Source organism: Nostoc edaphicum CCNP1411, from assembly GCF_014023275.1.
GTDB lineage: Bacteria > Cyanobacteriota > Cyanobacteriia > Cyanobacteriales > Nostocaceae > Nostoc > Nostoc edaphicum_A.
This window is the reverse complement of the sequence record NZ_CP054698.1, coordinates 6914858-6936553: the sequence shown is the minus strand read 5'-3', so window position 1 is coordinate 6936553 and position 21696 is coordinate 6914858. Positions and strand designations below refer to the sequence as shown.

At 42.0% G+C, this 21696-nt stretch carries 19 protein-coding genes, 1 pseudogene and 1 CRISPR repeat array; of the genes and pseudogenes, 11 read left to right on the top strand and 9 right to left on the bottom strand.

The window, feature by feature from the left end; genetic code table 11:
* Positions 1–75 precede the first annotated feature (75 nt).
* Together HUN01_RS32025 and def are read right to left on the bottom strand one after the other, a co-directional pair.
* Complete coding sequence (locus HUN01_RS32025) at positions 76–279, bottom strand: hypothetical protein (RefSeq protein WP_069074107.1); 204 nt, start codon at positions 277–279, stop codon at positions 76–78.
* 11 nt (positions 280–290) lie between these two features.
* Positions 291–854 (bottom strand): peptide deformylase, encoded by a 564-nt coding sequence (gene def, locus HUN01_RS32020; protein ID WP_069074108.1) that lies wholly within the window; start codon positions 852–854, stop codon positions 291–293.
* A gap of 163 nt (positions 855–1017) precedes the next feature.
* Between def and HUN01_RS32015 the strand changes: the two genes are divergently transcribed.
* The 3 genes from HUN01_RS32015 (at position 1018) to HUN01_RS32005 (ending at position 4794) form a co-directional block, all read left to right on the top strand.
* Positions 1018–1920 carry a cell division protein FtsX gene (locus HUN01_RS32015; protein ID WP_181929540.1) on the top strand — a complete coding sequence of 301 codons (903 nt, stop codon included), beginning with the start codon at positions 1018–1020 and terminating at the stop codon, positions 1918–1920.
* A gap of 350 nt (positions 1921–2270) precedes the next feature.
* The gene (locus HUN01_RS32010) at positions 2271–3083 is read left to right on the top strand and encodes a DUF3598 family protein (RefSeq protein ID WP_181929539.1); all 813 of its coding nucleotides are present in this window, start codon (positions 2271–2273) and stop codon (positions 3081–3083) included.
* 199 nt (positions 3084–3282) lie between these two features.
* Entirely contained in the window at positions 3283–4794 is a 1512-nt protein-coding gene (locus HUN01_RS32005; protein ID WP_181929538.1) for a BamA/TamA family outer membrane protein, read from the top strand.
* 284 nt (positions 4795–5078) lie between these two features.
* Positions 5079–5832: a CRISPR direct-repeat array (repeat unit 37 nt; unit sequence ATTGCAATTCATCAAAATCCCTATTAGGGATTGAAAC).
* 354 nt (positions 5833–6186) lie between these two features.
* Here the strand turns inward: HUN01_RS32005 and HUN01_RS32000 are convergent.
* Together HUN01_RS32000 and HUN01_RS31995 are read right to left on the bottom strand one after the other, a co-directional pair.
* Entirely contained in the window at positions 6187–8991 is a 2805-nt protein-coding gene (locus HUN01_RS32000; protein ID WP_181929537.1) for an ATP-binding protein, read from the bottom strand.
* A 177-nt stretch (positions 8992–9168) separates the two neighbouring features.
* Complete coding sequence (locus HUN01_RS31995; protein ID WP_181929536.1) at positions 9169–9480, bottom strand: hypothetical protein; 312 nt, start codon at positions 9478–9480, stop codon at positions 9169–9171.
* A gap of 178 nt (positions 9481–9658) precedes the next feature.
* On the opposite strand from HUN01_RS31995, the gene HUN01_RS31990 reads away from it, so the two are divergent.
* Complete coding sequence (locus HUN01_RS31990; protein ID WP_181929535.1) at positions 9659–10096, top strand: hypothetical protein; 438 nt, start codon at positions 9659–9661, stop codon at positions 10094–10096.
* A gap of 293 nt (positions 10097–10389) precedes the next feature.
* Positions 10390–10800, top strand: a complete 411-nt coding sequence (locus HUN01_RS31985) for a DUF4351 domain-containing protein (protein WP_238845817.1) — start codon at positions 10390–10392, stop codon at positions 10798–10800.
* Positions 10801–10906: 106 nt separating this feature from the next.
* On the opposite strand, the gene ilvB is transcribed toward HUN01_RS31985, so the two are convergent.
* The 3 genes from ilvB to HUN01_RS31970 form a co-directional block, all read right to left on the bottom strand.
* The gene (gene ilvB / locus HUN01_RS31980; RefSeq protein WP_181929534.1) at positions 10907–12796 is read right to left on the bottom strand and encodes a biosynthetic-type acetolactate synthase large subunit; all 1890 of its coding nucleotides are present in this window, start codon (positions 12794–12796) and stop codon (positions 10907–10909) included.
* A gap of 132 nt (positions 12797–12928) precedes the next feature.
* Entirely contained in the window at positions 12929–14191 is a 1263-nt protein-coding gene (locus HUN01_RS31975) for an MFS transporter (protein ID WP_181929533.1), read from the bottom strand.
* A gap of 150 nt (positions 14192–14341) precedes the next feature.
* Positions 14342–14956 carry a hypothetical protein gene (locus tag HUN01_RS31970; protein WP_181929532.1) on the bottom strand — a complete coding sequence of 205 codons (615 nt, stop codon included), beginning with the start codon at positions 14954–14956 and terminating at the stop codon, positions 14342–14344.
* Between the two features lie 168 nt (positions 14957–15124).
* Here HUN01_RS31970 and HUN01_RS36715 point away from each other — a divergent pair.
* Both HUN01_RS36715 and HUN01_RS36710 read left to right on the top strand, forming a co-directional pair.
* A pseudogene (locus HUN01_RS36715) lies at positions 15125–15412 on the top strand (transposase); the annotation flags it as partial.
* Positions 15401–15727, top strand: a complete 327-nt coding sequence (locus HUN01_RS36710) for a Y-family DNA polymerase (RefSeq protein ID WP_238846430.1) — start codon at positions 15401–15403, stop codon at positions 15725–15727. The pseudogene HUN01_RS36715 and the gene HUN01_RS36710, both read left to right, overlap by 12 nt.
* An 80-nt stretch (positions 15728–15807) precedes the next feature.
* Here HUN01_RS36710 and HUN01_RS31960 read toward each other — a convergent pair whose 3' ends face one another.
* On the bottom strand, positions 15808–16218 hold the full coding sequence (locus tag HUN01_RS31960; RefSeq protein ID WP_181929531.1) for a hypothetical protein: 411 nt from the start codon (positions 16216–16218) through the stop codon (positions 15808–15810).
* A 504-nt stretch (positions 16219–16722) separates the two neighbouring features.
* Here HUN01_RS31960 and HUN01_RS31955 point away from each other — a divergent pair.
* From HUN01_RS31955 to HUN01_RS31940, 4 genes are all read left to right on the top strand, one after another.
* Complete coding sequence (locus tag HUN01_RS31955; protein WP_181929530.1) at positions 16723–17745, top strand: aromatic ring-hydroxylating dioxygenase subunit alpha; 1023 nt, start codon at positions 16723–16725, stop codon at positions 17743–17745.
* Between the two features lie 348 nt (positions 17746–18093).
* Complete coding sequence (locus HUN01_RS31950) at positions 18094–18837, top strand: sterol desaturase family protein (RefSeq protein ID WP_181929529.1); 744 nt, start codon at positions 18094–18096, stop codon at positions 18835–18837.
* Positions 18837–19445 (top strand): DapH/DapD/GlmU-related protein, encoded by a 609-nt coding sequence (locus tag HUN01_RS31945; RefSeq protein ID WP_181929528.1) that lies wholly within the window; start codon positions 18837–18839, stop codon positions 19443–19445. Before HUN01_RS31950 ends, HUN01_RS31945 begins: the two co-directional genes overlap by 1 nt.
* On the top strand, positions 19445–20962 hold the full coding sequence (locus HUN01_RS31940) for a GH3 family acyl-acid amido synthetase (RefSeq protein ID WP_181929527.1): 1518 nt from the start codon (positions 19445–19447) through the stop codon (positions 20960–20962). The genes HUN01_RS31945 and HUN01_RS31940 overlap by 1 nt, the downstream gene beginning before the upstream one ends.
* Here the strand turns inward: HUN01_RS31940 and HUN01_RS31935 are convergent, their stop codons facing one another.
* A complete protein-coding gene (locus HUN01_RS31935) occupies positions 20963–21559 on the bottom strand; it encodes a Uma2 family endonuclease (RefSeq protein ID WP_181929526.1) in 597 nt (198 codons plus the stop codon).
* Positions 21560–21696: the final 137 nt, after the last annotated feature.

Genomic DNA, 21696 nt, shown 5'->3' with positions numbered 1-21696 from the left:
ATAGCAAAAATAAAAGGTAAAAGAATGAATTTTGCCTTTTTCCCCATCCTTTTACCTTTTTTATGTACCTGATGCTTATTTCATGTTAGCCCTTGCGTCCTTCACTGCGGCAATAAAAAATAATCCTGTGAGTGGAATACTCAATACCAGGATAATTGCCGTAGCTGTGACACCAAAATCTGGTTGTCCGTAACTGAGTTCAAAAATCGAACCGACAGCCGCGATCGCACTTACACAAGAACCACCCAGAAATAAACCGCTTTTTGGAGTTAAATACACTGCTAGCCCCCCTATACTATTGGTTTCACCGCTTGATACGAGAAGCCATTCTTAGATAGCTCCTGGGCTAAAGTCAAGGAGTTTTCTACACGATCTACAAATACCACGCCGTTAAGGTGATCCATCTCGTGCTGAATGCAGCGTCCCAAAAGGTCATTCGCCTTTAATGTCCGGGGACGGCCGTATTCGTCTTTATAGGCAATTTCCACGAGTTCGGGGCGCTTCACGTCTAGATATACGTTAGGGATACTCAAGCATCCTTCTTGGGCAACAGAGATGTCGCGGCTGACTTGTTTAATGGTGGGGTTAATCAACACCAAAGGCTGATTAGCTGCATTCTCTGGTTCCAAGTCGATGACAATTAGTTGTTTGTGAATTCCCACTTGGGGCGCAGCCAAACCAATGCCATCCTTGCTGTACATAGTTTGCAGCATTTCGCGCACTATTTGGCGAAGTTCATCATCAACTTTAGAAATCCGCTTTGCAGCTTGACGCAGCACGCGATCGCCTAAATAATGAAGCTCCAAAGGTGGATTTTTTAACTTTTTTTTCTCTACAGCAATTTCAGAGGGCATGAGTCTCAGATGGCTAGATGGTGAAAATTCCTACTATTTTAATTCTATCAAGCTGGGGAATGGGGAATTGGGAATTGGGAATGGGGAATGGGGAATTGGGAATGGGGAATTGGGAACTATGAATTACGAATTACGAATTACGAATTACTGACCGGGGTAATCTGTGCTTAAATCTCTCACGAAACTTGACTACTTACTCAAAGAAACTCTCCTCGGTTTAATGCGGGGAGGTTGGATGAATTGGGCCGCTGTAAGTACTGTGACGGTGTTACTCTTTTTATTCGGCTTGAGTTTGCAAACCTCTTGGCAAGTCGAAAAACTCCTCTATCAGTTTGGTAGCCAGCTAGAAGTATCAGTTTATCTCGAACCGGATACGCAAATGGAAAGCATTGAGCCACTGATCGCAAAAATGTCAGAGGTGGCGGCGATACAAACCATTACCAAAGAGGAAGCTTGGACTAAGTTAGTTAAGGAAATGAGAATTTCTGATATTGAGGGTACTACCCAACAGCTAGGTGAGAATCCTTTGGTTGATGAGATGAAGGTGAAAGCGCGTAATTCTGAAGTTGTGCCAAATTTAGCAACGCAGTTGGCTAAGTTACCAGGAGTTGAGACAGTGCAGTATGTCGATGAAGCAGTCAAACGCATAGCCCAATTGCACCAAGGTCTGAACTGGATTACCTTAACAATTACAATTATTCTGACTTTAACAGCGATCGCAGTGACTACCACCACAATTAGGCTGATTGTCACAGCGCGACGCCAAGAAATTGAAATTATGCAACTAGTGGGAGCAACTTCTGCTTGGATTTACCTCCCGTTTATTTTACAAGGAATTGCTTTTGGTTTAGTTGGTGGTGCGATCGCTTGGAGCTTCATTTCTATAATTCAGCAATTTCTCGGTAAGTTGCTAGTCAATCAACCTGAGTTTATCCAAGTCATCACCAACAGAGTGCAACTCACTCCAGCAGAAATTTTATTATTGCCCCTGATTCTTTTAAGTTTCGGTGCAGCTGTAGGATTAATGGGGAGCTTATTTGCTGTCCGACGTTTTGCTAAAGGATAGTCATTGGTCATTGGTCATTTGTCATTGGTCATTGGTCATTTGTCCTTTGAACTCGGAATTTTCAAAGTTTTAAAACAATAACTGAAGCTTTATCTTGAACAAATATGAAATTAAACCTATAGTCATTTTCAATCCGGTGAGGTACAGGTATTCAAATAGACCTAACCCCCTAACCCCCTTCCCGAAGCGGGAAGGGGGAAAAATTCAAAGCCTCTCTCCTTTTAGGAGAGAGGTTTGGAGAGAGGTCAAAATTGTACTTCACGCTTATCGAGAACCGCTATACATATCAACTTAACAGAACTAATCAAATAACAAATGACAAAGGACTAATGACAAAGGACTAATGACAAATGACAAAATCACAATGGGAATGTTTTTTGCAGAATCTCGGTGTTTGGGAAGGTTCATTTACTAATTTTTCTCCCCAAGGGACACTTGTGAATGATACTCCTAGCCGCCTTTCCCTAGAAGGGTTGAACAATAACCAAACCGTGCGCTTAACTCTGTGCCGTTCGGGACGAGATGATTTAGTTAAAGAATATAGTTCTCTAGGGCGGAGTCTGCTATTTTTTGAAAATGGTTCATTTTCTGAAGGTTTAATTCAATTAGGCCCATTTTCCGAATTTGGCGCAGAAGTTGCTTTAGTTCATGAAAATCGCCGCTTGCGTCTGGTGCAACTGTTTGATAATACTGGTCAGCTAAAGGAATTAATCTTAATTCGAGAACATCTAGCTGGAACGCCAGCAGCAGAACGTCCACCCTTACAGATAAATGACTTGTTGGGAGAATGGCAAGGTCAAGCAGTGACAATATATCCAGATTGGCGATCGCCTGATACTTACTCTACAACCTTAAAATTACAACTAGATGATACTGGGCGATTAATTCAAAGTACTTCTTTTGCAGAACGTATAATTACCTCAACTGCTACCATCAAAGGCCCCATTGTTCTTTTTGATCAAGACCCAGAAAAGCAGGTGCAAGTATTACTGTTACCAAATGGCGCTTCTGCAACTTCACCTCTCAAGGTGCAGTTACGTCAACCTTTCTTTCTGGAAGTGGGTTGGTTAATTCAGCCAAACCTACGCCAGCGGATGATTCGCAGCTACAACGAGAAAGGCGAATGGGTTAGTCTGACATTAGTTACTGAAGAAAGGGTGTAATGTTGAAGAAGAATGCAGAATTCAGAATTCAGAATTCAGAATTCAGAATCAAGACGCTCTCTACGAGACGCTAAAAGCGTAGCTTGCTTCCCCGGAGGGGTACGCGAACTCGCTAACGCTGCGCTATCCGCCAGTCGTACAGAATTCATTCTGAATTCTGACTCCTGACTCCTGAATTCTGTTCGATAAAACTTTATTTATGCGTATTCAAATAACTGTAGTTGCGATCGCAGTAATGTTAGTGGGTGGGGAAAATCCACAGGCCCTTGCAGACTTGCAATCTTCTACTGAAGATGGCGCTGGTAGTATTCTGTTACCAGAACCTACGTTAAAGATAGAGCAAGGGTATGCCAAATATGGTGATTATATAGGATCAACTCCAGTAGATGCCCAGTCTGTTGAGTTTTCCCAGAGAATTGTCAAAGACATCCAGATTCGTTTTATTAATAATAAAGATCAGTTGCTCGATGACAAAGGTCAGCCGATTAAAGGACGTACCCAAAAGGATTTCATCATTAGTCTGCTCAAACTCAAACCTGGTCAAGTATTCCGTGAAGATTTACTAGCAGCAGACTTGCAACGATTGAGGAGATTAGAGTCATTTAGTGAAGTCAATGTTTATCGAGAAGAAGATTCTTCCAGCGTTAATATCATTTATGAAATCAAAGAGCGTAATTTCCCTTCTCTAATTTTAGGAGGCGGTAATAACGACGATGTTGGGCTATACGGTCGGGTGGGTTATAAAGATGCAAATGTTAGCGGTCTTAACGATAAATTAGATGCAACTGTGCAAATCAGCGGTAAAGATGTCCAGTTTAATGGTCAGTTCACTAGTCTTTATCGTCCTGAAGAACCAAACCGCTTAGGCTACAGCATCAGAGGTTTTCGGAATCGAAATACATCGGGAACCTTCAACGACGATATCAGATTATCTAACGGTGACAAAGTTCGCGAGGGAAGATTTGGCGGTTCTGTGGGAGTTTTACAATCTTTTGATGAGTGGGATACAGCAATAAGCTTTAATTACACCAGAATTAGCCTACGCGATCAAGAATATAACGTTGTACAGGTCGATAGATTAGGGAGTCCTTTATCTGTGAGCGGTACTGGCATTGATGACCTATTTACATTATCCTTTGCTGTATCCAGAGATCAACGCGATCGCCGAGACAATCCCACTCAAGGATCAATTCTCACCCTCAGCACAGAACAAGCGATTCCCATTGGACTGGGTAATATTTCCAGCAATCGCCTACAGGGAGATTATATTCAGTATTTACCAGTCAATTGGATTGGTAATGGTAGACAAACCGACCATCCAGAAATGTTGGCGATTAATTTACAAATTGGCACGACTATTGGAAACTTTCCACCAGCTGATGCTTTTAATATTGGTGGGCCGGATTCTGTCAGGGGTTACGGTTATGGAAAAATTGCCAGTGGTCGGAGTTATGGTTTAGTTTCAGTAGAATATCGTTTCCCAATTTTTCAGTCAATCGGCGGAGTTCTCTTTACTGACTTCGCTTCCGATTTCGGGTCTAGCGAAACCGTGCTAGGAGAACCAGGAGTGTTGCGAGATAAACCTGGAAGTGGCTTTGGTTACGGCTTAGGATTGCGTGTCAAGTCATCCTTTGGGCTGATTCGAGGCGACTTTGGAATTAGCGACCAAGGAGAACTTAGATTTGAAGTGACTACAGGTCAGCGATTTTAATCCTCTTTCTGCTTAGGTTCCTAGATGTCAAATGCGCGAAAGGGTAGGTGTAGAAATTCTACAGCCTCAAGAAAGTGCTTCTATCTCAATACCAGCAAGCATTTCACCCCACTTGTTGCCCAATTGCCATCCGCGCAATCTCTGAAATGCTTACAAAACTTGGGTTTTAGCCTTCAATCTTTCTCGATACTCTTCCCAAAGGAATTCTCTAATGCTATTATTGCTCTAGATTCGCGCAACCGCACCTTGAAAACTAAATACAGCTTGGCTTTCGGGCTGCCGCTATTGCAATTCATCAAAATCCCTATTAGGGATTGAAACAGATGGTGAGATGTTGACAGAAAACAAAAAATTGCAATTCATCAAAATCCCTATTAGGGATTGAAACTTAGGTAGGATTAGTCATCAAGCGACGTGAACACGATTGCAATTCATCAAAATCCCTATTAGGGATTGAAACAAATTCTTCCATATCTCCCTTTTCATCTGGTAGAATTGCAATTCATCAAAATCCCTATTAGGGATTGAAACGTTGTTTTCTCCGCTTTTAGTATCCTTCCTGCGGTCGCGCAAATTGCAATTCATCAAAATCCCTATTAGGGATTGAAACAAACTATTACAGCAAAAGCAGCTTGCTAATATTATTGCAATTCATCAAAATCCCTATTAGGGATTGAAACATTGATATTTAAAGCGTTCTTCAAAATGTCAGATTGCAATTCATCAAAATCCCTATTAGGGATTGAAACTGCCTTGATGAAGCTGGAATCTTTCTAAATTCCAATTGCAATTCATCAAAATCCCTATTAGGGATTGAAACCTCGAACAGTGTCGGTAATGCCAAGTCCGACGGTTTGGATTGCAATTCATCAAAATCCCTATTAGGGATTGAAACAGACCGCTAACAGGATCAGGGTACTGGCGAATCTATTGCAATTCATCAAAATCCCTATTAGGGATTGAAACAGATGAAGATTGGAAAAAGAAAGATAAAAACAGGAATTGCAATTCATCAAAATCCCTATTAGAGGCTGTTTGAAAAGTATTTCGCTGTGACTTTAGACACTTTTAGACACTTTTAGATTCCCATTAAAAAGGCTACGGTGTATACAGAAGTCTAAAATAGTTTACTCACATGTTTTTTCGCGTCAGTTTTACCCCACCCTAACCCTCCCGGGTAATTTGACTTGTGTGTACACCGTAGCCTTTGCAAGGGGGGAGCCGGAATCAAAGTCTCCCTTAAAAAGGGAGACTTTGAGGGATCTAAAACTTTTGATACCAACAAGAGGACTTTTCAAACATCCTCTGAGAGCCTATTTACTTGTTAAATCCTATCTTAGGGATCAAAACTTATAATCAATGTAATTCAGGGGTTTGAGACACTCTGATAGCTTACTGGTTTAACGGAATTACAATTAAAAATTCTGTTCCTTCACCAGGAGCAGAAATACATTGTAATTTTCCCCGATGTTTTTGAGTGATAATTTGGTAACTAATAGATAAACCTAACCCAGTACCTTTACCAATTGGTTTAGTAGTAAAAAATGGCTCAAATAAATGTTTTTGTACGTTTTCTGGAATGCCTATACCATTGTCACCAATGCGAATAACTACTTGATTGTCGCTAGTGAGTTGAGTATGAATATAAATTTGGGGAGTAGAGAGTGCTGCTTTCTCTATTCCCCACTCACCATTTTCCACTGCCTCTTCTAAAGCATCGATCGCATTTGCTAAAAGATTCATAAATACTTGATTCAGTTGTCCAGCATAACATTCTACTAATGGCAAGTCACCGTACTCTTTGATCACCTCAATTGCTAGATAGTTAGATTTAGGTTTGAGGCGATGTTCCAGAATCATCAACGTATTATCTATGCCCTCATGGATATTCACAGCTTTCATTTCTGCTTCATCTAACCGCGAAAAGTTTCGCAGAGATAAGACGATTTCTGTGATTCGTTCGGCACCAACTGTCATAGAAGTGAGCAAGTTTGGTAAGTCTGCAATCAGAAAATCTAAGTCGATGGCTTCTGTTTCTTTTTTAATTTCCGTTCCGGGATTAGGATAGTTGTACTGATATAGTTGCAGTAGTCTTAGTAAATCTTGGATATATTGATTGGCATGGGCAATATTGCCATAAATAAAGTTGACTGGGTTGTTGATTTCGTGCGCTACACCTGCTACCAACTGCCCCAAACTGGACATTTTTTCACTCTGCACTAATTGAGATGCTAGCTGTTTTGCCTCTTGGCGCAATTGTGCTTCTGAATATCGCAATATCTGCTCTGCTTGCTTACGCTGGGTAATGTCGTGGAGAATGACAACATACTCTTGAAAATCTTGATGGGGTCTATCTGAAATGGAAACTTCCAAGGTTCTGTTTTTCCCATTGCTGAGTAGGGTTTGTTCGCTACGCTTTATCCACTGGTCTGGATAGTAGACTAATGCAGGTAGCCATTTGTTGAGGTAATTTCCCTGCAACTCAGATGGGCTGACACCAAAGAAAGATTCGGTAGCTGGGTTAGCTTGCTGGATAATGCCTTGATCATCTACGACTAAAATACCATCCTGGGCGACAGTAAACAGGTGTTCGGCAGCTTCTCTGGCTTCTGCGATCGCAACCACTTGCGGTAAACTTGTCCAACAAGCGATCGCAACTCCCACAAATGCCACACTCATTAGCAGCACTACAAATATATTTTCACCCCCCGCAGTTGCGACTTGATTAAGTTTGACACCAAATAACCAGCCAATTGCCACTGCACTACACAATAAAAAAATCAGGATGCTCACCTGAAGAATTACTGAATCTTTGATAATTATCACAGGACGCGTGCGATATCGCTGCATCCACCAACTGGGATGGAACGGAGGGAAGTTTACCCGGCGAATCACTGCATCTATTGCCATGACACCAATGGGAAATAATAACCCAATGAGCAAGTTGAGCCAACCCCAGGCTAGTCCACCCACCAACAGCACTACAACTTCTATTAGCAGAATACCCAAAGATATGCGAGGGAACAAAACTTCCGAGCGATCGCGCCGGAGCCAAAGCCCTAGATGCAGTAACATAAAGGAGACAAACCAACCGACGTTACCAACAGCAACGATTCGCGCGACATCTCCCCAAATCAGATAGATTAAGCACAATATCAGTGTTAATGTCAATGCTGGGGCAAACACACCCCGACGTGATACAACGGAAAATACTGGTGAGATGTGTTTCTCTAAAGCCAATTGATACAAAATTCGCGGGCAATTAGAAACCACCGTTGCCGAACCTAAAAGACTTGCAGCTACTAGCAAAAAAGAAACACTTACACCAGCAAATCTTCCCCAAAAAGGCTGGGAAGCCGCTACAAGATTTAGGAAAGCATTGTCTTGAAGGTTGGGATTTGTTGCTAACCGCATCACCACCCAAGACCCTCCTAAAAAGATGGGTGGCATCATCCAAGCGGCAACATCTAGAAAGCGTAGCGTCTGGGTAGGGTGGCGGCTATCGGCAACAAAAGAAGAAGCTGTTTCACAGCTGTAAGTTGCATAGGTGACGAAAAAGAACCACTTTGCCCAATCCACGAAGCTCAAAGGTGGCCAATTGCTAGGGAAAAACCCAGGACTAGCGGGAGAAAAGGCTAACCAACACAGACCTTGGACGCAGAAAATCATTAACAGTCCAAAGGCTGGAATTACAAAAAACAGATGTAAAATACTCAGGGCGCGAGTACCACTAAAGGCGACGATGAACGGCAACAGTGTAAAGCTAATCTCCAGAAGTATGTCTGGACAGGCAATACCCAGCGCTTCTAAATTCACCTTAATTAAGTCTTTAAGTACGATTGTATTAACTGCTAAGTAAGAAACCCAATTGAGAAGGTATCCAATTGCTGCATAGCTAGCAAGTCCTGGGTAGTGTTGCAGTAGCTTACTAGCATAGTTAGGTGTTCCTCCTGCCACATTTATAAAATGCATACCCAAGCGTTTTACTTGATAGTTGAGCAGCATTCCAAAAATCACCGCAGGTATCCAGACAAAAATAGCTTGGGAACCGAGAGCAAAATGAATTGCTGGAACCAATGCTGTCCAAGAAATATGAGCAGTCAAACCAAAGCCCCAACTTTCAATAGCACTTAGGCTTCTAGTTAAGCGAGGGTAAGAAGATTGGCCCAAAGTGGGATGAGCAGAATGGGGCATCATTGGTAGTTTTGGGTGAGATACTGTAATTAAGCTTATTCGCTAGAGTTCCCATCTATTCAATGTTTTGAACACAAAGCTCTATCGGGAACAGGATATCTCGATAGTTCTTATGCCAAAGGGTTAAAAGTCCACTCAGTCTTCACGGGAATTAGATGTTCTAGTTTCCTCTTTCTAATGTTATTTTGGGGTTCGCATTTGCTGATTCGGAGTTCGCATTTGTTGATTCGGAGTTCGCATTTGTTGATTTGGCGATCGCATTTGTTGATTTAGCGATCGCATTTGTTGATTTAGCGATCGCATTTGTTGATTCGGAGTTCGCATTTGTTGATTTGGCGATCGCATTTGCTGATTTGGCGATCGCATTTGTTGATTCGGAGTTCGCATTTGTTGATTCGGAGTTCGCATTTGTTGATTCGGAGTTCGCATTTGCTGATTCGGAGTTCGCATTTGCTGATTCGGAGTTCGCATTTGTTGATTTGGCGATCGCATTTGTTGATTGCACTTATTCTCAAACAACAAATAGATATAAAAAATGAGTAAAAATACAGATAAACTCGTAATTACTTTGTTGAACTTTCAATAAAATAATTCCACAAAACTACCCATCTCAGGCAAAAGGATACTCCACTATGTTGAAAAAGGAATTCTTAAAAAAAAAGGATATCTCATGTCTTTAAGAACTCGTGGTTCTGCTGCTGTTGACAAAGCCCAACTCCGTCTCGCCTTGCTTAAATCCGTTGATGAAAATCTGGATTTAGGACATGGATTAACCATTGAAGCCTACAACTACCTCATCAACACTACCCGTGCAACGTTAGAAGCTCATAATACGCTTGTATCCAATCTTGAAGAATCGCGTAAAACAATAACCCAGATGGATAAAGCCCTCTCCGAAATGTCTGAACGAATGCTAAGTGGAGTTGCAACTGTCTACGGCAGAAACAGTATACAGTATTCCAAAGCTGGCGGCTCTAATGGAAAAAGAAATAAAAAAACTAATTCAAAAGTTGCTCCAGTTATAGCGGTTCTTCCCACCCAACCTACTCAAGCTGCAATTGCGAATGCGTCAACTAACGGTAACGGCACAACTCTTTTGCTGCAATAATCCACTTATTCCATTTGATTGGCTCTCCAAAAGCCGTTACCAGCACAATTCACTACTTGCAAGTAAATTGGCTATGCAAGTGTTGGAGACTGGAGTCTAGCTAACCCTGCACTTTTACCACTGGCGACATTAGCCAGAACCGACTCACCGGGATCTGGAAAACCCCTCTCCAAACCTCTCCCCTACAAGGAGAGAGGCTTTAACTTTTCCCCCTTCCCTAGTAGGGAAGGGGGTTAGGGGGTTAGGTTTCACGTTAGCTTTTCCACATAACGTGAAAAGTCAGACCCGCCGACTTGTTAACTCAAGTCGCTACTGCTGTCGATATGATTGAAGAAATAGACGAGCGACAAAATATATCAGCTTGTGTACAGGTTTTAGCTGGTTTGCGGTTTGATAAAAGTTTGATTACACAGCTTTTCAGAGAGGAAATTATGCAAGAATCTGTGATTTACCAAGACATTCTGCAAAAGGGATTGCAACAAGGAGAAGAACGAGGAAAGAAACAGGAGGCACTACAACTGATTATGCGTCTTTTAACACGTCGGTTTGCTGCGATTGAACCAGAGATAGAACAGCAGATTCGCACATTGCCTATTACTCAACTAGAAGACTTAGCTGAGGCGCTGTTAGATTTCTCCAGTCAAAGCGATTTAGTGCATTACTTAGGAAATATTTCTTTACCTCAACCTAATCAGGAAGATTAAGCGACACCTACGCAAGAAGAAAGGGGCAGGAAGTAGGGGGAATTTTAGCATCTTTCTCCCCTTCTCCTTGCTCCCCTACCTCTCTAGTCTGAATTATCAAAAAGCGTTACAGCTTTGTCCCACACTCAGCGCAGAAGTTGTGAGTAGGCGCATTTTTAGCATTGCAATGACTACAATACACTGGCTCTGCTGCGGCTTTCGGCGCTTGCTTTTGCAAGCCAACCATTTGAGCGTTGCTCTTGCCAGGGGCTACCATTGGATAGCAGTTTTCGTCTCTGGTGACGTGGGCATTCACAATCACTGGGCCTTTGTGTGCTAGCATTTCGGCGATCGCATCTTTTAATTGACTGCGATCGCTAATTACCATGCCTTTAATCCCATAAGCTTTTGCCAATAACTCTACGTCTGGCATCCCTACTTCCATGTTGGAGCATGAGTAACGCTCACCATAGAAGGCTTGCTGCCACTGGCGCACCATCCCTTGCCAGCCGTTATTGATAATTATTGTCTTGACGTTTATCCCATACTGTGCAAGTGTTCCTAGTTCCTGTAAACACATTTGGAAACTAGCATCACCGCTAATACAGATGACTTCTTCATCAGGAAACGCTACTTTCGCACCCATTGCCGCAGGTAAGCCAAAACCCATCGTTCCCAAACCAGCGCTAGAAATCCAGCGCCTTGGGCCGTTCTTTAGGAATTGTGCTGCCCACATTTGATGCTGTCCGACATCTGTAGTGTAGTAAGCCTGGGGTGCTTGGCGACTAACTTCTACAATCACTTCTTGGGGTGAAATGCTGTCGGGATGCTGTGGCACGATTAGAGGATACTCTTCACGCCAGCGGTTAACTAGATTCAACCACTCTTGGTTTTGATTCGGTGTCGCCTTGACGCCTGTTTCTTTACATCGACGCAACAAGTCTACTAACACGTTCCGCACATCGCCCACTATGGGCACTTCGGGAATGCGGTTTTTGCCAACTTCTGCGGGATCGATGTCGATGTGAATGACTTTGGCGCGGGAGGCGAATTCGTCTAACTTGCCTGTAACGCGATCGTCAAATCTGGCGCCGACGCAAATCAGCAAGTCGCAATCACTAACGGCGAAGTTAGCGTAAGCAGTACCGTGCATCCCCAACATTCCCAAAGCTAGGGGATGATGTTCGTCAAATGCACCGATCCCCATTAAGGTTGTGGTGACAGGGATATCGAATAATTCAGCTAGTTGTTTAATTTCTTCATGGGCGCCGGCTGCGATCGCACCACCACCGACATACAATAGCGGACGGCGACTTTCAGTAATCAACTGAATCGCGGCATGAATTTGCCGAGGATTTCCCTTCACCGTGGGACGATAACCGCGTAACTTTACTGAACCTGGTTTTACAGGTACATAGTCAAATTCTTCTAAAGCGACATCTTTGGGGACATCAATCAAAACAGGCCCCGGACGCCCAGTACTAGCAATGTGGAAAGCTTCGGCGACAATTCGCGCCATATCTTTGGGGTCACGCACTACATAAGAGTGCTTGACAATTGGTAGAGTAATCCCGTAAATATCGGTTTCTTGAAACGCATCTGTACCAATGGACGGACGTGCTACCTGTCCCGTGACTACAATCATTGGGATTGAGTCCATATAGGCGGTGGCGATGCCTGTTACCAAGTTAGTTGCTCCTGGCCCAGAAGTACCAAAGCATACTCCTACTTTCCCTGTGGCACGGGCATAACCGTCAGCGGCGTGGGCTGCGCCTTGTTCGTGTCTTACGAGAATGTGCTTCATAGCACCAGTTGCTTCCACCTTATACAGGTCGTCGTAAATTGGTAGAATTGCTCCACCAGGATAACCAAAAATATAATCAACGCCGTGGCGATGAAGGCTGTCAAGTAGAGCAAAACCGCCAGATGCACGTTTTGGCAAGGCTGGCGGGCTAGAAGCACGAGACTGTTTGTGATTCTCGGTTTGTGGGAGACTAATTTGGGAAAGCGATCGCACGGTCAAACCTCAGACTATAGCTAAAGTTAATGCTGAATTCTGTAGTTAAGATTTCATTTTAATTGAAAACTTCAATCAAAATCTTATTAATTTTTATATTAAACATAAAGCTAGATTATTAGCCTACATTAATTAAATTACGTCTTGCAAGACTTTGCGGGTATTTTGCCAAGCCCAAACACCGACAACCACGACAATAATACTCATTGCGACAAGCACAGTTCGCAAGCCCAGAACATCAGTTAATGGCCCAGTAATAGCCAGAGGTAAGGCCAGAGCGATGTTGACGGCATGATTTTGAAAGCCAAATACTTTACCGTGCATGGTAGATGGTGTTTGTTGTTGAATTAAAGTTTGCATGGGCACACCAATGAAGGCAGCACCTACACCCAAAAATGCACACAATCCCAGCGCCACCAACAAGTTGTGCGTAAAAGTGAACACTCCTAAAACTAGTGCCATCATCAAAAATCCAATTAAAGGTAGGGGTTTGTGATGCAATTTATCACCCCAGTGACCTAAAATCGCCGCACCAAATACCATACCCACCCCGGCTGCTGCTAAGAAAAAGCCAAACTGTTTTTCTTTAAGACCAAACTCCTCGGCTAATTGAATTGTCAGCACTGTTAACGCTGCAAACACACAATATAAAGTTGTCAGTTGCAGCATGGCATTCAAGATCAAACGGTTTTTCTTAAGATAGCGCAAGCTCTCAGTGAATTCAGTCCAAGGGTGATTTGATCCTTGGTGTTCTTGGTGGGGTTTGTGTTCTTTAAACTTAATTGGCTGCATGATCGCAGCGGATAATAGATATAATCCACCAACCACAACCTCTTGACCGTATTCTGCTCCCATCAGGCTTTTCGACAAACTCAAAATCGGTTCACCGATAGCAAAGCCAACAATTAAAGCTCCCATCATCGTGCTACTAAACAGCGCATTGGCTGCCAACAAATTCTCTCGCTTCACCAACAAGGGAATAGCAGCTTGCTCGGCTGGTGCAAAAAACTGCGTCACTGAGGAAATGGCAAAAGTTAAAATTAACAGAATTAGGAACTCCCTTGGCAAAAAGGGAAGACACAAAGTTAATATTCCCCGCACGACATCTGAGCCAACCATAATCAGCTTTTTTGGCAAGCGGTCAACAAAAATACCACCAGCAGAACCGAACAAAATTGCTGGTATTGTAAAGGACAGCATCAAAGTTGAGTACATTGAGTTTTGTGCCAACCCTGGAAGCGGTGAGTAGTTCTCCAATAGAGCAATCATCAAAACGAAGAAGACTTTATCTGCTAACTGGGACACCAATTGCCCAATCCACAGGAGCATAAAACCACGGTTTTTTAGCAGTGCGCCAAACCCGTTATTAACAGCAGCCGGTTCAGTTGGAAACATTAGATATCTTTTGGTAGATGGGGCATAGGGAATGGAGAATGGGGCATAGGGAATGGAGAATGGGGATAGTTTTTCTTGACTGTCACCTGTAATCTTTTCCCTTCATCACTCCTGACTCCTAACTCCTGTTTACTTACTCCATTGTCCGGATTAATTTGCTTCATACTGCTTTAACAGCATAAGCAAAAACTCTGCTGCTGTCAGACGACCTTTGGGTGGAGAAATTCCAATGGATGAATCTACCCACCAGCCTTGTACATTTTGGGGAGATTTCCAAATGGACAAATGATCAACTGCTGGCTCTGCATAAAAGTTATTTTGCCCACAACCTAGCAAAGAAGAACTCCAATGGGTGAAATAATCATGACTCATTCGATGAATAGGGAAATTACCCTGTAGTGGTACTCCCCAGCCATCTATAGCAATAAATGCTTTGACACGACCACCCAAGAGTTGCCATAAATGCGCTGCGCCTATTGCTCCGACTACCCCAGCACTAAAGCTAATGAATATAACAGGCGATTTTAGCTGATCTCCCAAGCTATACCTGCGGTGAGCTACGCTAACGTGCAAAAACTGCAAAATGTGCAAGGCTGATAAAACTAAAACATCTTTACCCGGATAAACCAGTATATTTGCGTAATTGTGTGCGTTAGGGTAGCTCACCGCAGGTATCGCGTTATGAGAAATTAAATCTAACAATCCGACTCTAAAGCTTTCAGTTAATTCTGGCTCATGAATCCCAGGGCAAATAATTATACTCATTTGTCTATTCTGAAAATTGGGCATTGTGTTAAGATAAATCTTTGTGCCTAAACGTTGGTGGATATATATCGTGTTAGCAGGTTTTAGTATTAGCATCTCCAGAAATTAAATATGCGATATCCAGAACCCTTGTAGAGACGTAGCACTGCTACGTCTCTACATTCATTTTCGGAGATGTCTAAACAAACTTATGGGCTGGATAGATTTTTTTCTAGCCTAGTCGGCAAACCTATGTCAGGGCTATCTTTTTTTACATTATCATTAGTAAGTGTGGAGCAAAGGCACTCGTTCCCAATACAGATAGAACAGGTCATAAAGAGCGATATAGAAAAAAGTAGCCCGTCACCAACCAAAGAAATAAAGCAGAAAGAGAAACGTGTGCGTGGACGACCAAAGGGGAGTAAAAACAAGAATAAAACCGAGGTAATTCTCACATCTGAATTACTGCGAATTCAACTGATATTTGTTAGACCGAGATTCGACGTTTACCGAGATATTTCCACTTCAATCCACGCCATATTCAAACGCTATACTGACTTGGTGGAAGGAGTTGCACTAGATGAAGTATATTTGGACGTTAGTGAGAATAGGCAAAACATTACCTACGCTTCTACTATTGCAAGACACATCAAAACTGCAATTTTTCAGGAAACTCAGTTGACAGCAACCGCAGGCGTGTCGATTAACAAGTTTCTTGCAAAAATGGGATCAGGCCAGAACAAGCCGAATGGACTAACGGTGATTTTACCGGAGGATGCGATCGCTCAATAAACAGGTTGGAAACATTATCAACGTTATTTGCCATAAGTGTTTAGAGCTACCAAACAGTTGAAAGTGTTTTAGCTTAATGATTACTGTGTAACAGGTGTACCGTTTAAAGTCATCACAGGATTGCGATCGCAAAGGCTAATATCAGCTTTCCAACGGGAGGGGAATTTTGAATCAATGAAAGTGACTTTAAATCTGCCCCAATGATAGGTAGGTTTACCATCTGCCCCTTCTCTATAGGTATCGCAACGTACCGATGAAGACTTTTGTACCCAGTAGCCATTGTATGAACCTCGGTTATTAAACACTCCTGCTAAACCATCAATGAAGATTACTCCATCTCTACCATAACGCCACACGGCAGTTTTATTACGATCTTCTTGATAAACCACTTTATATTCTTCCGTTTTCCAAACCTCATCTGCTAGAACTTTTTGAGGCGCAGCAGTGCAAATCAATAAGGCGTATGTCAGGAGAACATAGTTCTTTTTCATAAAATTGACTTTGATCAATTCAAAATTTGGCATGAATTACGAAGTCAATTTTCTCACATTTTTATGCGCTTATTGGTAAAATAAAAGGTTTTGGGACTGCCCTCTGCCTTTCTTGATAATTTGTTAGATTCGTCAAGTTTAGCGTTCAGAGTAAACCTGAACGACACAGCGCGATTTCCCTATCCTCCATCACTTCAAGGGGGATAAGTGTCTAGTACAGCACGGCGGAAATAAACCAATCATTCCAAATCAACGAAACCCTTATGCTGTATTCATTTTTAATTTTTAATTTTTAATTCCGCCTTGCGGTACTAGTGACCTACCCTCAAATGCGGCCGCATATTCTGAGAGTGGAGGGATCTTAAAAGTACATCCCATAATTTCCACTTGTTCCTAAAATAATTGCTATGCAGTATTTAGAGGGTATGATTTTACAAAATTTTGAACTGCATATACGCATCGTATTTTTGTACTTTTTCCAATCTCAATACTTTCCAGCACACCATGCAATTTGCAGATTTCTGGTACATTGTCGCACTCAGCGAACAGTTACAACCTAACAAGGTATTATCACGCACCGTTTTAGGAGAATGGTTAGCGATATTTCGTAGTGAAGATGGACAACCCGTAGCTTTGCGCGATCGCTGTTTACACCGCAATAGCCGTTTATCATCAGGTAAAATCTGTAACGGTACTTTACAATGTCCCTATCATGGTTGGGTATATGACGGGGTTGGAAACGTGATTGCTATTCCAGCCGAAGGAGATGATTTTAAGTCTTCCCCACAACGTCGAGCCAAGTGTTACGCTACCAAAGAACAGGATGGCTATGTTTATGTGCGGTTAGCCGATACCCCAAGCGTTGATTTTGAACCCTTTTCTATGCCTCACTACGGACAAATAGGATGGGAGACGGTGCGGGTAATTAACCGTTTTGCTAACAATGTTACTAATTGTGCAGAGAACTTTATTGATATTCCCCATACGGCTTTTGTTCATCCTGGTGTTTTCCGTACTTCCCGCCAACAAAAGTTAGAGATGACTGTAGAACGCTGCAATGGTTCGGTTTTGGTGGAGTATCGCAACGAAAACAATAATTTGGGATGGTACAGCCGTTTTCTCAATTTGCAGGGTGCAGAGATTAAACATAGCGATCGCTTTTATATGCCAAATATTACTTCTGTAGAGTATAAGATGGCACATAATCGGCATTTGTTCATTACCAGTCAATCTATTCCAGAAACCGATAATTCAACTCTGGTTTACACCGATGTCACCTATAACTATGGTATTTGGAATAAATTAGCACGTCCTTTTGTGCGGTGGACTGCCCAACACATTATCCGCCAAGACGTGGAAATTTTGGGTATTCAGGGGGAAGCGATCGCTAAATACGGCACACAATTTTATAATACGCCTGCGGACACAATTCATATATTTGTCGAGTCAATTATGGCAGCTATATCTCGTGGAGAAGATCCGCGTTTATTGCCAAATCAATCAGTAAAAGTTACATTTTGGGTTTGAAAATAATTTGTAATTACCCCCCTTAATCCCCCCTTGTAAAGGCTACAGTGTACATACATCTCTAAAAATCCTACCTACCCAATATTTCTGTTCAAGTGAAAGTCGCACACTGAGCAAATATTATGCCCAGAACTAAAGTTCCGGGCTGATAGCTAAAGTCCACTCAAGTGGACTGAACTAAATTTCTTGTTTAGTCCTCTTTTAGAGGACTTTCGCTATGAGACTCGGAATTTATTCCGAGGCGGGATAGATACACTGCACCAACACTTGTGTGTACACCGTAGCTTTATAAGGGGAGGGTTAGGGTGGGGTAAAACCCATGTTTAAAATCAGTGTGAGTAATCAGAAGTGGAAATACAAAACTTTTCACAACTACTAATTTTTAGCTCTTTTATCGGATTAGTTGGTTGGACTATTAACAATCAGATTGGACGAACTCAACTTAAAGTTAAAAGTCGTGAAGATTGGGTAATAGATGCTACAGGATTAACGATTCAAGGAATTTTGATTCCCTTACTACAAGCTACTTTAGTTTATTGGCTTTATCAATATTTACTACCCACTCAACAAGGAGATGTTAAAATATCATTAATTCCAGCTTTTATTGTCAGTTTTGTTGTGGTTGATTATTTATATTATTGGAATCATCGTTTATTACATACTAAATTCTTGTGGAAAGTTCATCAAGTCCATCATACTGTTACTCAGATGGATGTATTAGGAACTTCTCGCAACACACTTTGGACAAGTTTGTTAATTGTTTATTTATGGATACACACTTTATTGTTATATCTGTTAACCGATCCAACAGGTTATTTACTTGGAGTCAGTCTAACTTCTGCCTTAGATTTATGGCGACATAGCAGCTTGATAATTCCTGCAAATACTAGGCTATATCAATTTTTATCTTCTTGGTTAATCTTACCACAGGATCATGCTTGGCATCATTGCCGCGAAAATTATAACTATGGTGCTAATTTGAAACTTTGGGATAAGTTACATGGAACATACTATGAAAGCAAAAAATTACCATCTATAATCGGAATTCCTAGCTCATTGAACTTGTTCCAAAAACTTTTATTTCCTTTTTAATGACAGTTATAAGTAAAATTCTTTCGTTTTTTCCCACCTTTATATTATTGCTAACTGGAGCAGCAATAGTCTATCTCGCCTATTCACCCAACATCTTCAGCATTCTGGCGGTGTTCCTTTCTATTTATGGGCTACCAGTGTTAGTTTATCGCTTGCATGAATGGGTTTATCCTGTGCGGGAGGGGATTAGTTATCTACTAGGTGAAGAATATAGTCCCTGGTGGGGTAGTCATCAAATCCAGGTAATTTATATTGCAATTCCGGTGTTGGAAGCAGTGCTGCGATTGATTCCGGGGGTGTTTTCCTGTTGGTTGCGATTGTGGGGTGCTAAAGTGGGGCGAGATGTATACTGGACAACAAGATTGGAGATTGCCGATCGCAGTTTATTAGAAATTGGCGATCGCGTCGTTATCGGGCATGGTGTCGGTATCTATTGCCACATCATTAAACCCCGCAAGCAAAATTTAATGTTGTATGTCAAAAAAGTCAAGATTGGCAGCAATGTTTTTGTCGGTGCTGGATCTAATCTTGCTGCTGGTGTAGTAATTGGTGATGGTTCTTATGTACCAGCAGCTACCAAGCTTTATCCTAATCAAAAGGTGCAATAATGCGTCCGATTATTCAGCTTTTTGGGCAAATCCTTGCGCCAACTGCGAAGCGATTTCATCAAGCTTTGGATAACCCAGAGTTAATGCAGACATCTTTACAGAAGGAAATTTGCGATCGCTTAATCAAGAGTGAGTATGGTAAAACTTTGGGAATTCATTCTGTAGATGATTGGCAGCGTGTGCCAATTGTAGATTATGATGCACTCGAACCTTACTTAAATCACAAACAGCAGCAAATTTATCTCACACCAGAACCCATTTTATTCTATGAAAAAACCTCTGGTAGTAGTGGGGCGGTGAAATTGATTCCTTATACTCAATCTTTGCGGCGATCGTTTAATCAAATGTTTTGTGTATGGGCGCACGATTTGATTGTACATGGCCCGAAATTTTCTACAGGCAAGATTTATGCTTGTATCTCGCCGCAATTAAATGTAGCTGATAGCCAAACTTTACAGGATGATTTAGATTACTTAGATGGGTGGTTGCGTTGGTTTTTACGTCCTTGGTTGGTGATGCCAAATAAACTTAATCGGCTGCATGATGCGAATTTGTTTAAACATCAACTTGCTTTGGCATTATTAGAGGCTGAAAAACTAGAAATTATTTCTATTTGGAGTCCTAGCTTTCTACAAGTACATTTAAAATATATTCAAGAAAATCAGGATTTATTGCGAGAAGAATTACATAATCAAATTTCACATCATCGCTTGCAACTCCTGAGCGAAAGTAATATTCCCTGGATGGAACTCTGGCCAAATTTGAAGCTGATTTCTTGCTGGGATAGTGCCAATGCAGCAGATCAAGCGCAAGGATTAAGATTAAAATTTCCAGGCGTATTAATTCAAGGTAAAGGATTACTAGCAACGGAAGCCCCAATAACGATTCCCTTGATTGTCGCTGGGGGATGTGTGCCGATTCTTGATGAAGTTTTCTTCGAGTTCGAGGATGAGACTGATTCCTTGCATGGCTTACATGAACTCAGTATTGACAAGGAATACACGATTATTTTATCGCAGAAAGGGGGATTGTATCGTTATCGAATTGGCGATCGCATCCGCGTAACTCATTATTACCGCCAAACTCCTTGTTTAAAATTTCTCGGACGACATCAAGCTATTAGCGATTTGGTGGGCGAAAAATTGCAAGAAACCTTTGTAAATAATGCTCTGACTCTCTTGAACTTGCAAGAAACTAATTTTAAAAGTTTGATGCCCATTGCCGATCCTCCACACTATATTTTATTATTAGATTCGGCAAAAGAAACCCCGGAAATTATTGCTAAACAACTAGATCAGGCTCTATCAGAATCATATCATTACAAGAGAGCGCGATCGCTCGATCAACTTGCGCCACCACAGGTTTTAATCTCTAGTCAAATTCCGGAAGTATTAGTTTCTCATCGTATCCGCACTGGAAGTATTTGGGGAGGTATTAAGCATCCAATTCTGGCAACATCACCCATTAGCACTGAACTTTTACAAGAATTGAACTCCGGATTAGAGATTGCCGACTAGCTATTTTTGAAGCGCTTGCTGAAAAGTCTTGATGGCATCAACATGATTTACCATGTTAATGCAACTTAACAACAAATCCAGATCGATTCCTTTGACCTCCTCACTACTAGAAACCCTTTCATAGTGAAGTGCATTGCCCTCTTTCCGTAGGTGATAAACTTCTAACACACCATCTTCCCAGAACCACACTTCAGGAATCAAGAGCCGCTTGTATGCTTCCAGTTTGTTTATCCCGCCACTGGTAAACACCACCTCAATCGCCAAATCGGGACGCACTCGACCAGGGGAAAGTTTATAGGATTCATCCGCTTCTCGCTTCACAGCACCCGCTTCACTTTCCAAGGTCATTGAACCAGTTGGAGTAAAGTCAAACCCTGCCACAAGCAAGTACAGTTCCAGCAATGCGGCAATTCTCTTCTTAACGGTTTCATGTGGTTCTCCAGGCATTCTTCGGATCTCCAAAACTCCATCCAGAAAAGACAGGCGATATCCCGGACGGTCTAACAACTGCTCAACTGCTTTAAATTCTCTCCAGGTCAGTCCCTCAAACAACAGAGGTGATTCCTGACGGGGTGTAGCGATCGTTGCTGGGGTCATTTTGGTCTCCAGTCTGTTTCCAGATGAGAAATAATTCCGGCGTAGGAAGACAGTTTACGTATTTTAACTTCTTTTTGGGAGCAGGGCGTTTCCCTACTGCCAATCCCCATAATAATGGTAATTTATCAATGAAGGCA

What these genes read in the sequence shown, in the direction of transcription:
- HUN01_RS31955 (WP_181929530.1), top strand. Translation starts at nt 16,723, where the DNA reads ATGCAATTTGCAGATTTCTGGTACATTGTCGCACTCAGCGAACAGTTA.
- HUN01_RS31990 (WP_181929535.1), top strand. Translation starts at nt 9,659, where the DNA reads ATGTCTTTAAGAACTCGTGGTTCTGCTGCTGTTGACAAAGCCCAACTC.
- HUN01_RS32000 (WP_181929537.1), bottom strand. Translation starts at nt 8,991, where the DNA reads ATGATGCCCCATTCTGCTCATCCCACTTTGGGCCAATCTTCTTACCCT.
- HUN01_RS31960 (WP_181929531.1), bottom strand. Translation starts at nt 16,218, where the DNA reads ATGAAAAAGAACTATGTTCTCCTGACATACGCCTTATTGATTTGCACT.
- HUN01_RS31940 (WP_181929527.1), top strand. Translation starts at nt 19,445, where the DNA reads ATGCGTCCGATTATTCAGCTTTTTGGGCAAATCCTTGCGCCAACTGCG.
- HUN01_RS31970 (WP_181929532.1), bottom strand. Translation starts at nt 14,956, where the DNA reads ATGAGTATAATTATTTGCCCTGGGATTCATGAGCCAGAATTAACTGAA.
- HUN01_RS31935 (WP_181929526.1), bottom strand. Translation starts at nt 21,559, where the DNA reads ATGACCCCAGCAACGATCGCTACACCCCGTCAGGAATCACCTCTGTTG.
- def (WP_069074108.1), bottom strand. Translation starts at nt 854, where the DNA reads ATGCCCTCTGAAATTGCTGTAGAGAAAAAAAAGTTAAAAAATCCACCT.
- HUN01_RS32005 (WP_181929538.1), top strand. Translation starts at nt 3,283, where the DNA reads ATGCGTATTCAAATAACTGTAGTTGCGATCGCAGTAATGTTAGTGGGT.
- HUN01_RS32010 (WP_181929539.1), top strand. Translation starts at nt 2,271, where the DNA reads ATGACAAAATCACAATGGGAATGTTTTTTGCAGAATCTCGGTGTTTGG.
- HUN01_RS31945 (WP_181929528.1), top strand. Translation starts at nt 18,837, where the DNA reads ATGACAGTTATAAGTAAAATTCTTTCGTTTTTTCCCACCTTTATATTA.
- HUN01_RS31975 (WP_181929533.1), bottom strand. Translation starts at nt 14,191, where the DNA reads ATGTTTCCAACTGAACCGGCTGCTGTTAATAACGGGTTTGGCGCACTG.
- HUN01_RS31995 (WP_181929536.1), bottom strand. Translation starts at nt 9,480, where the DNA reads ATGCGATCGCCAAATCAACAAATGCGAACTCCGAATCAGCAAATGCGA.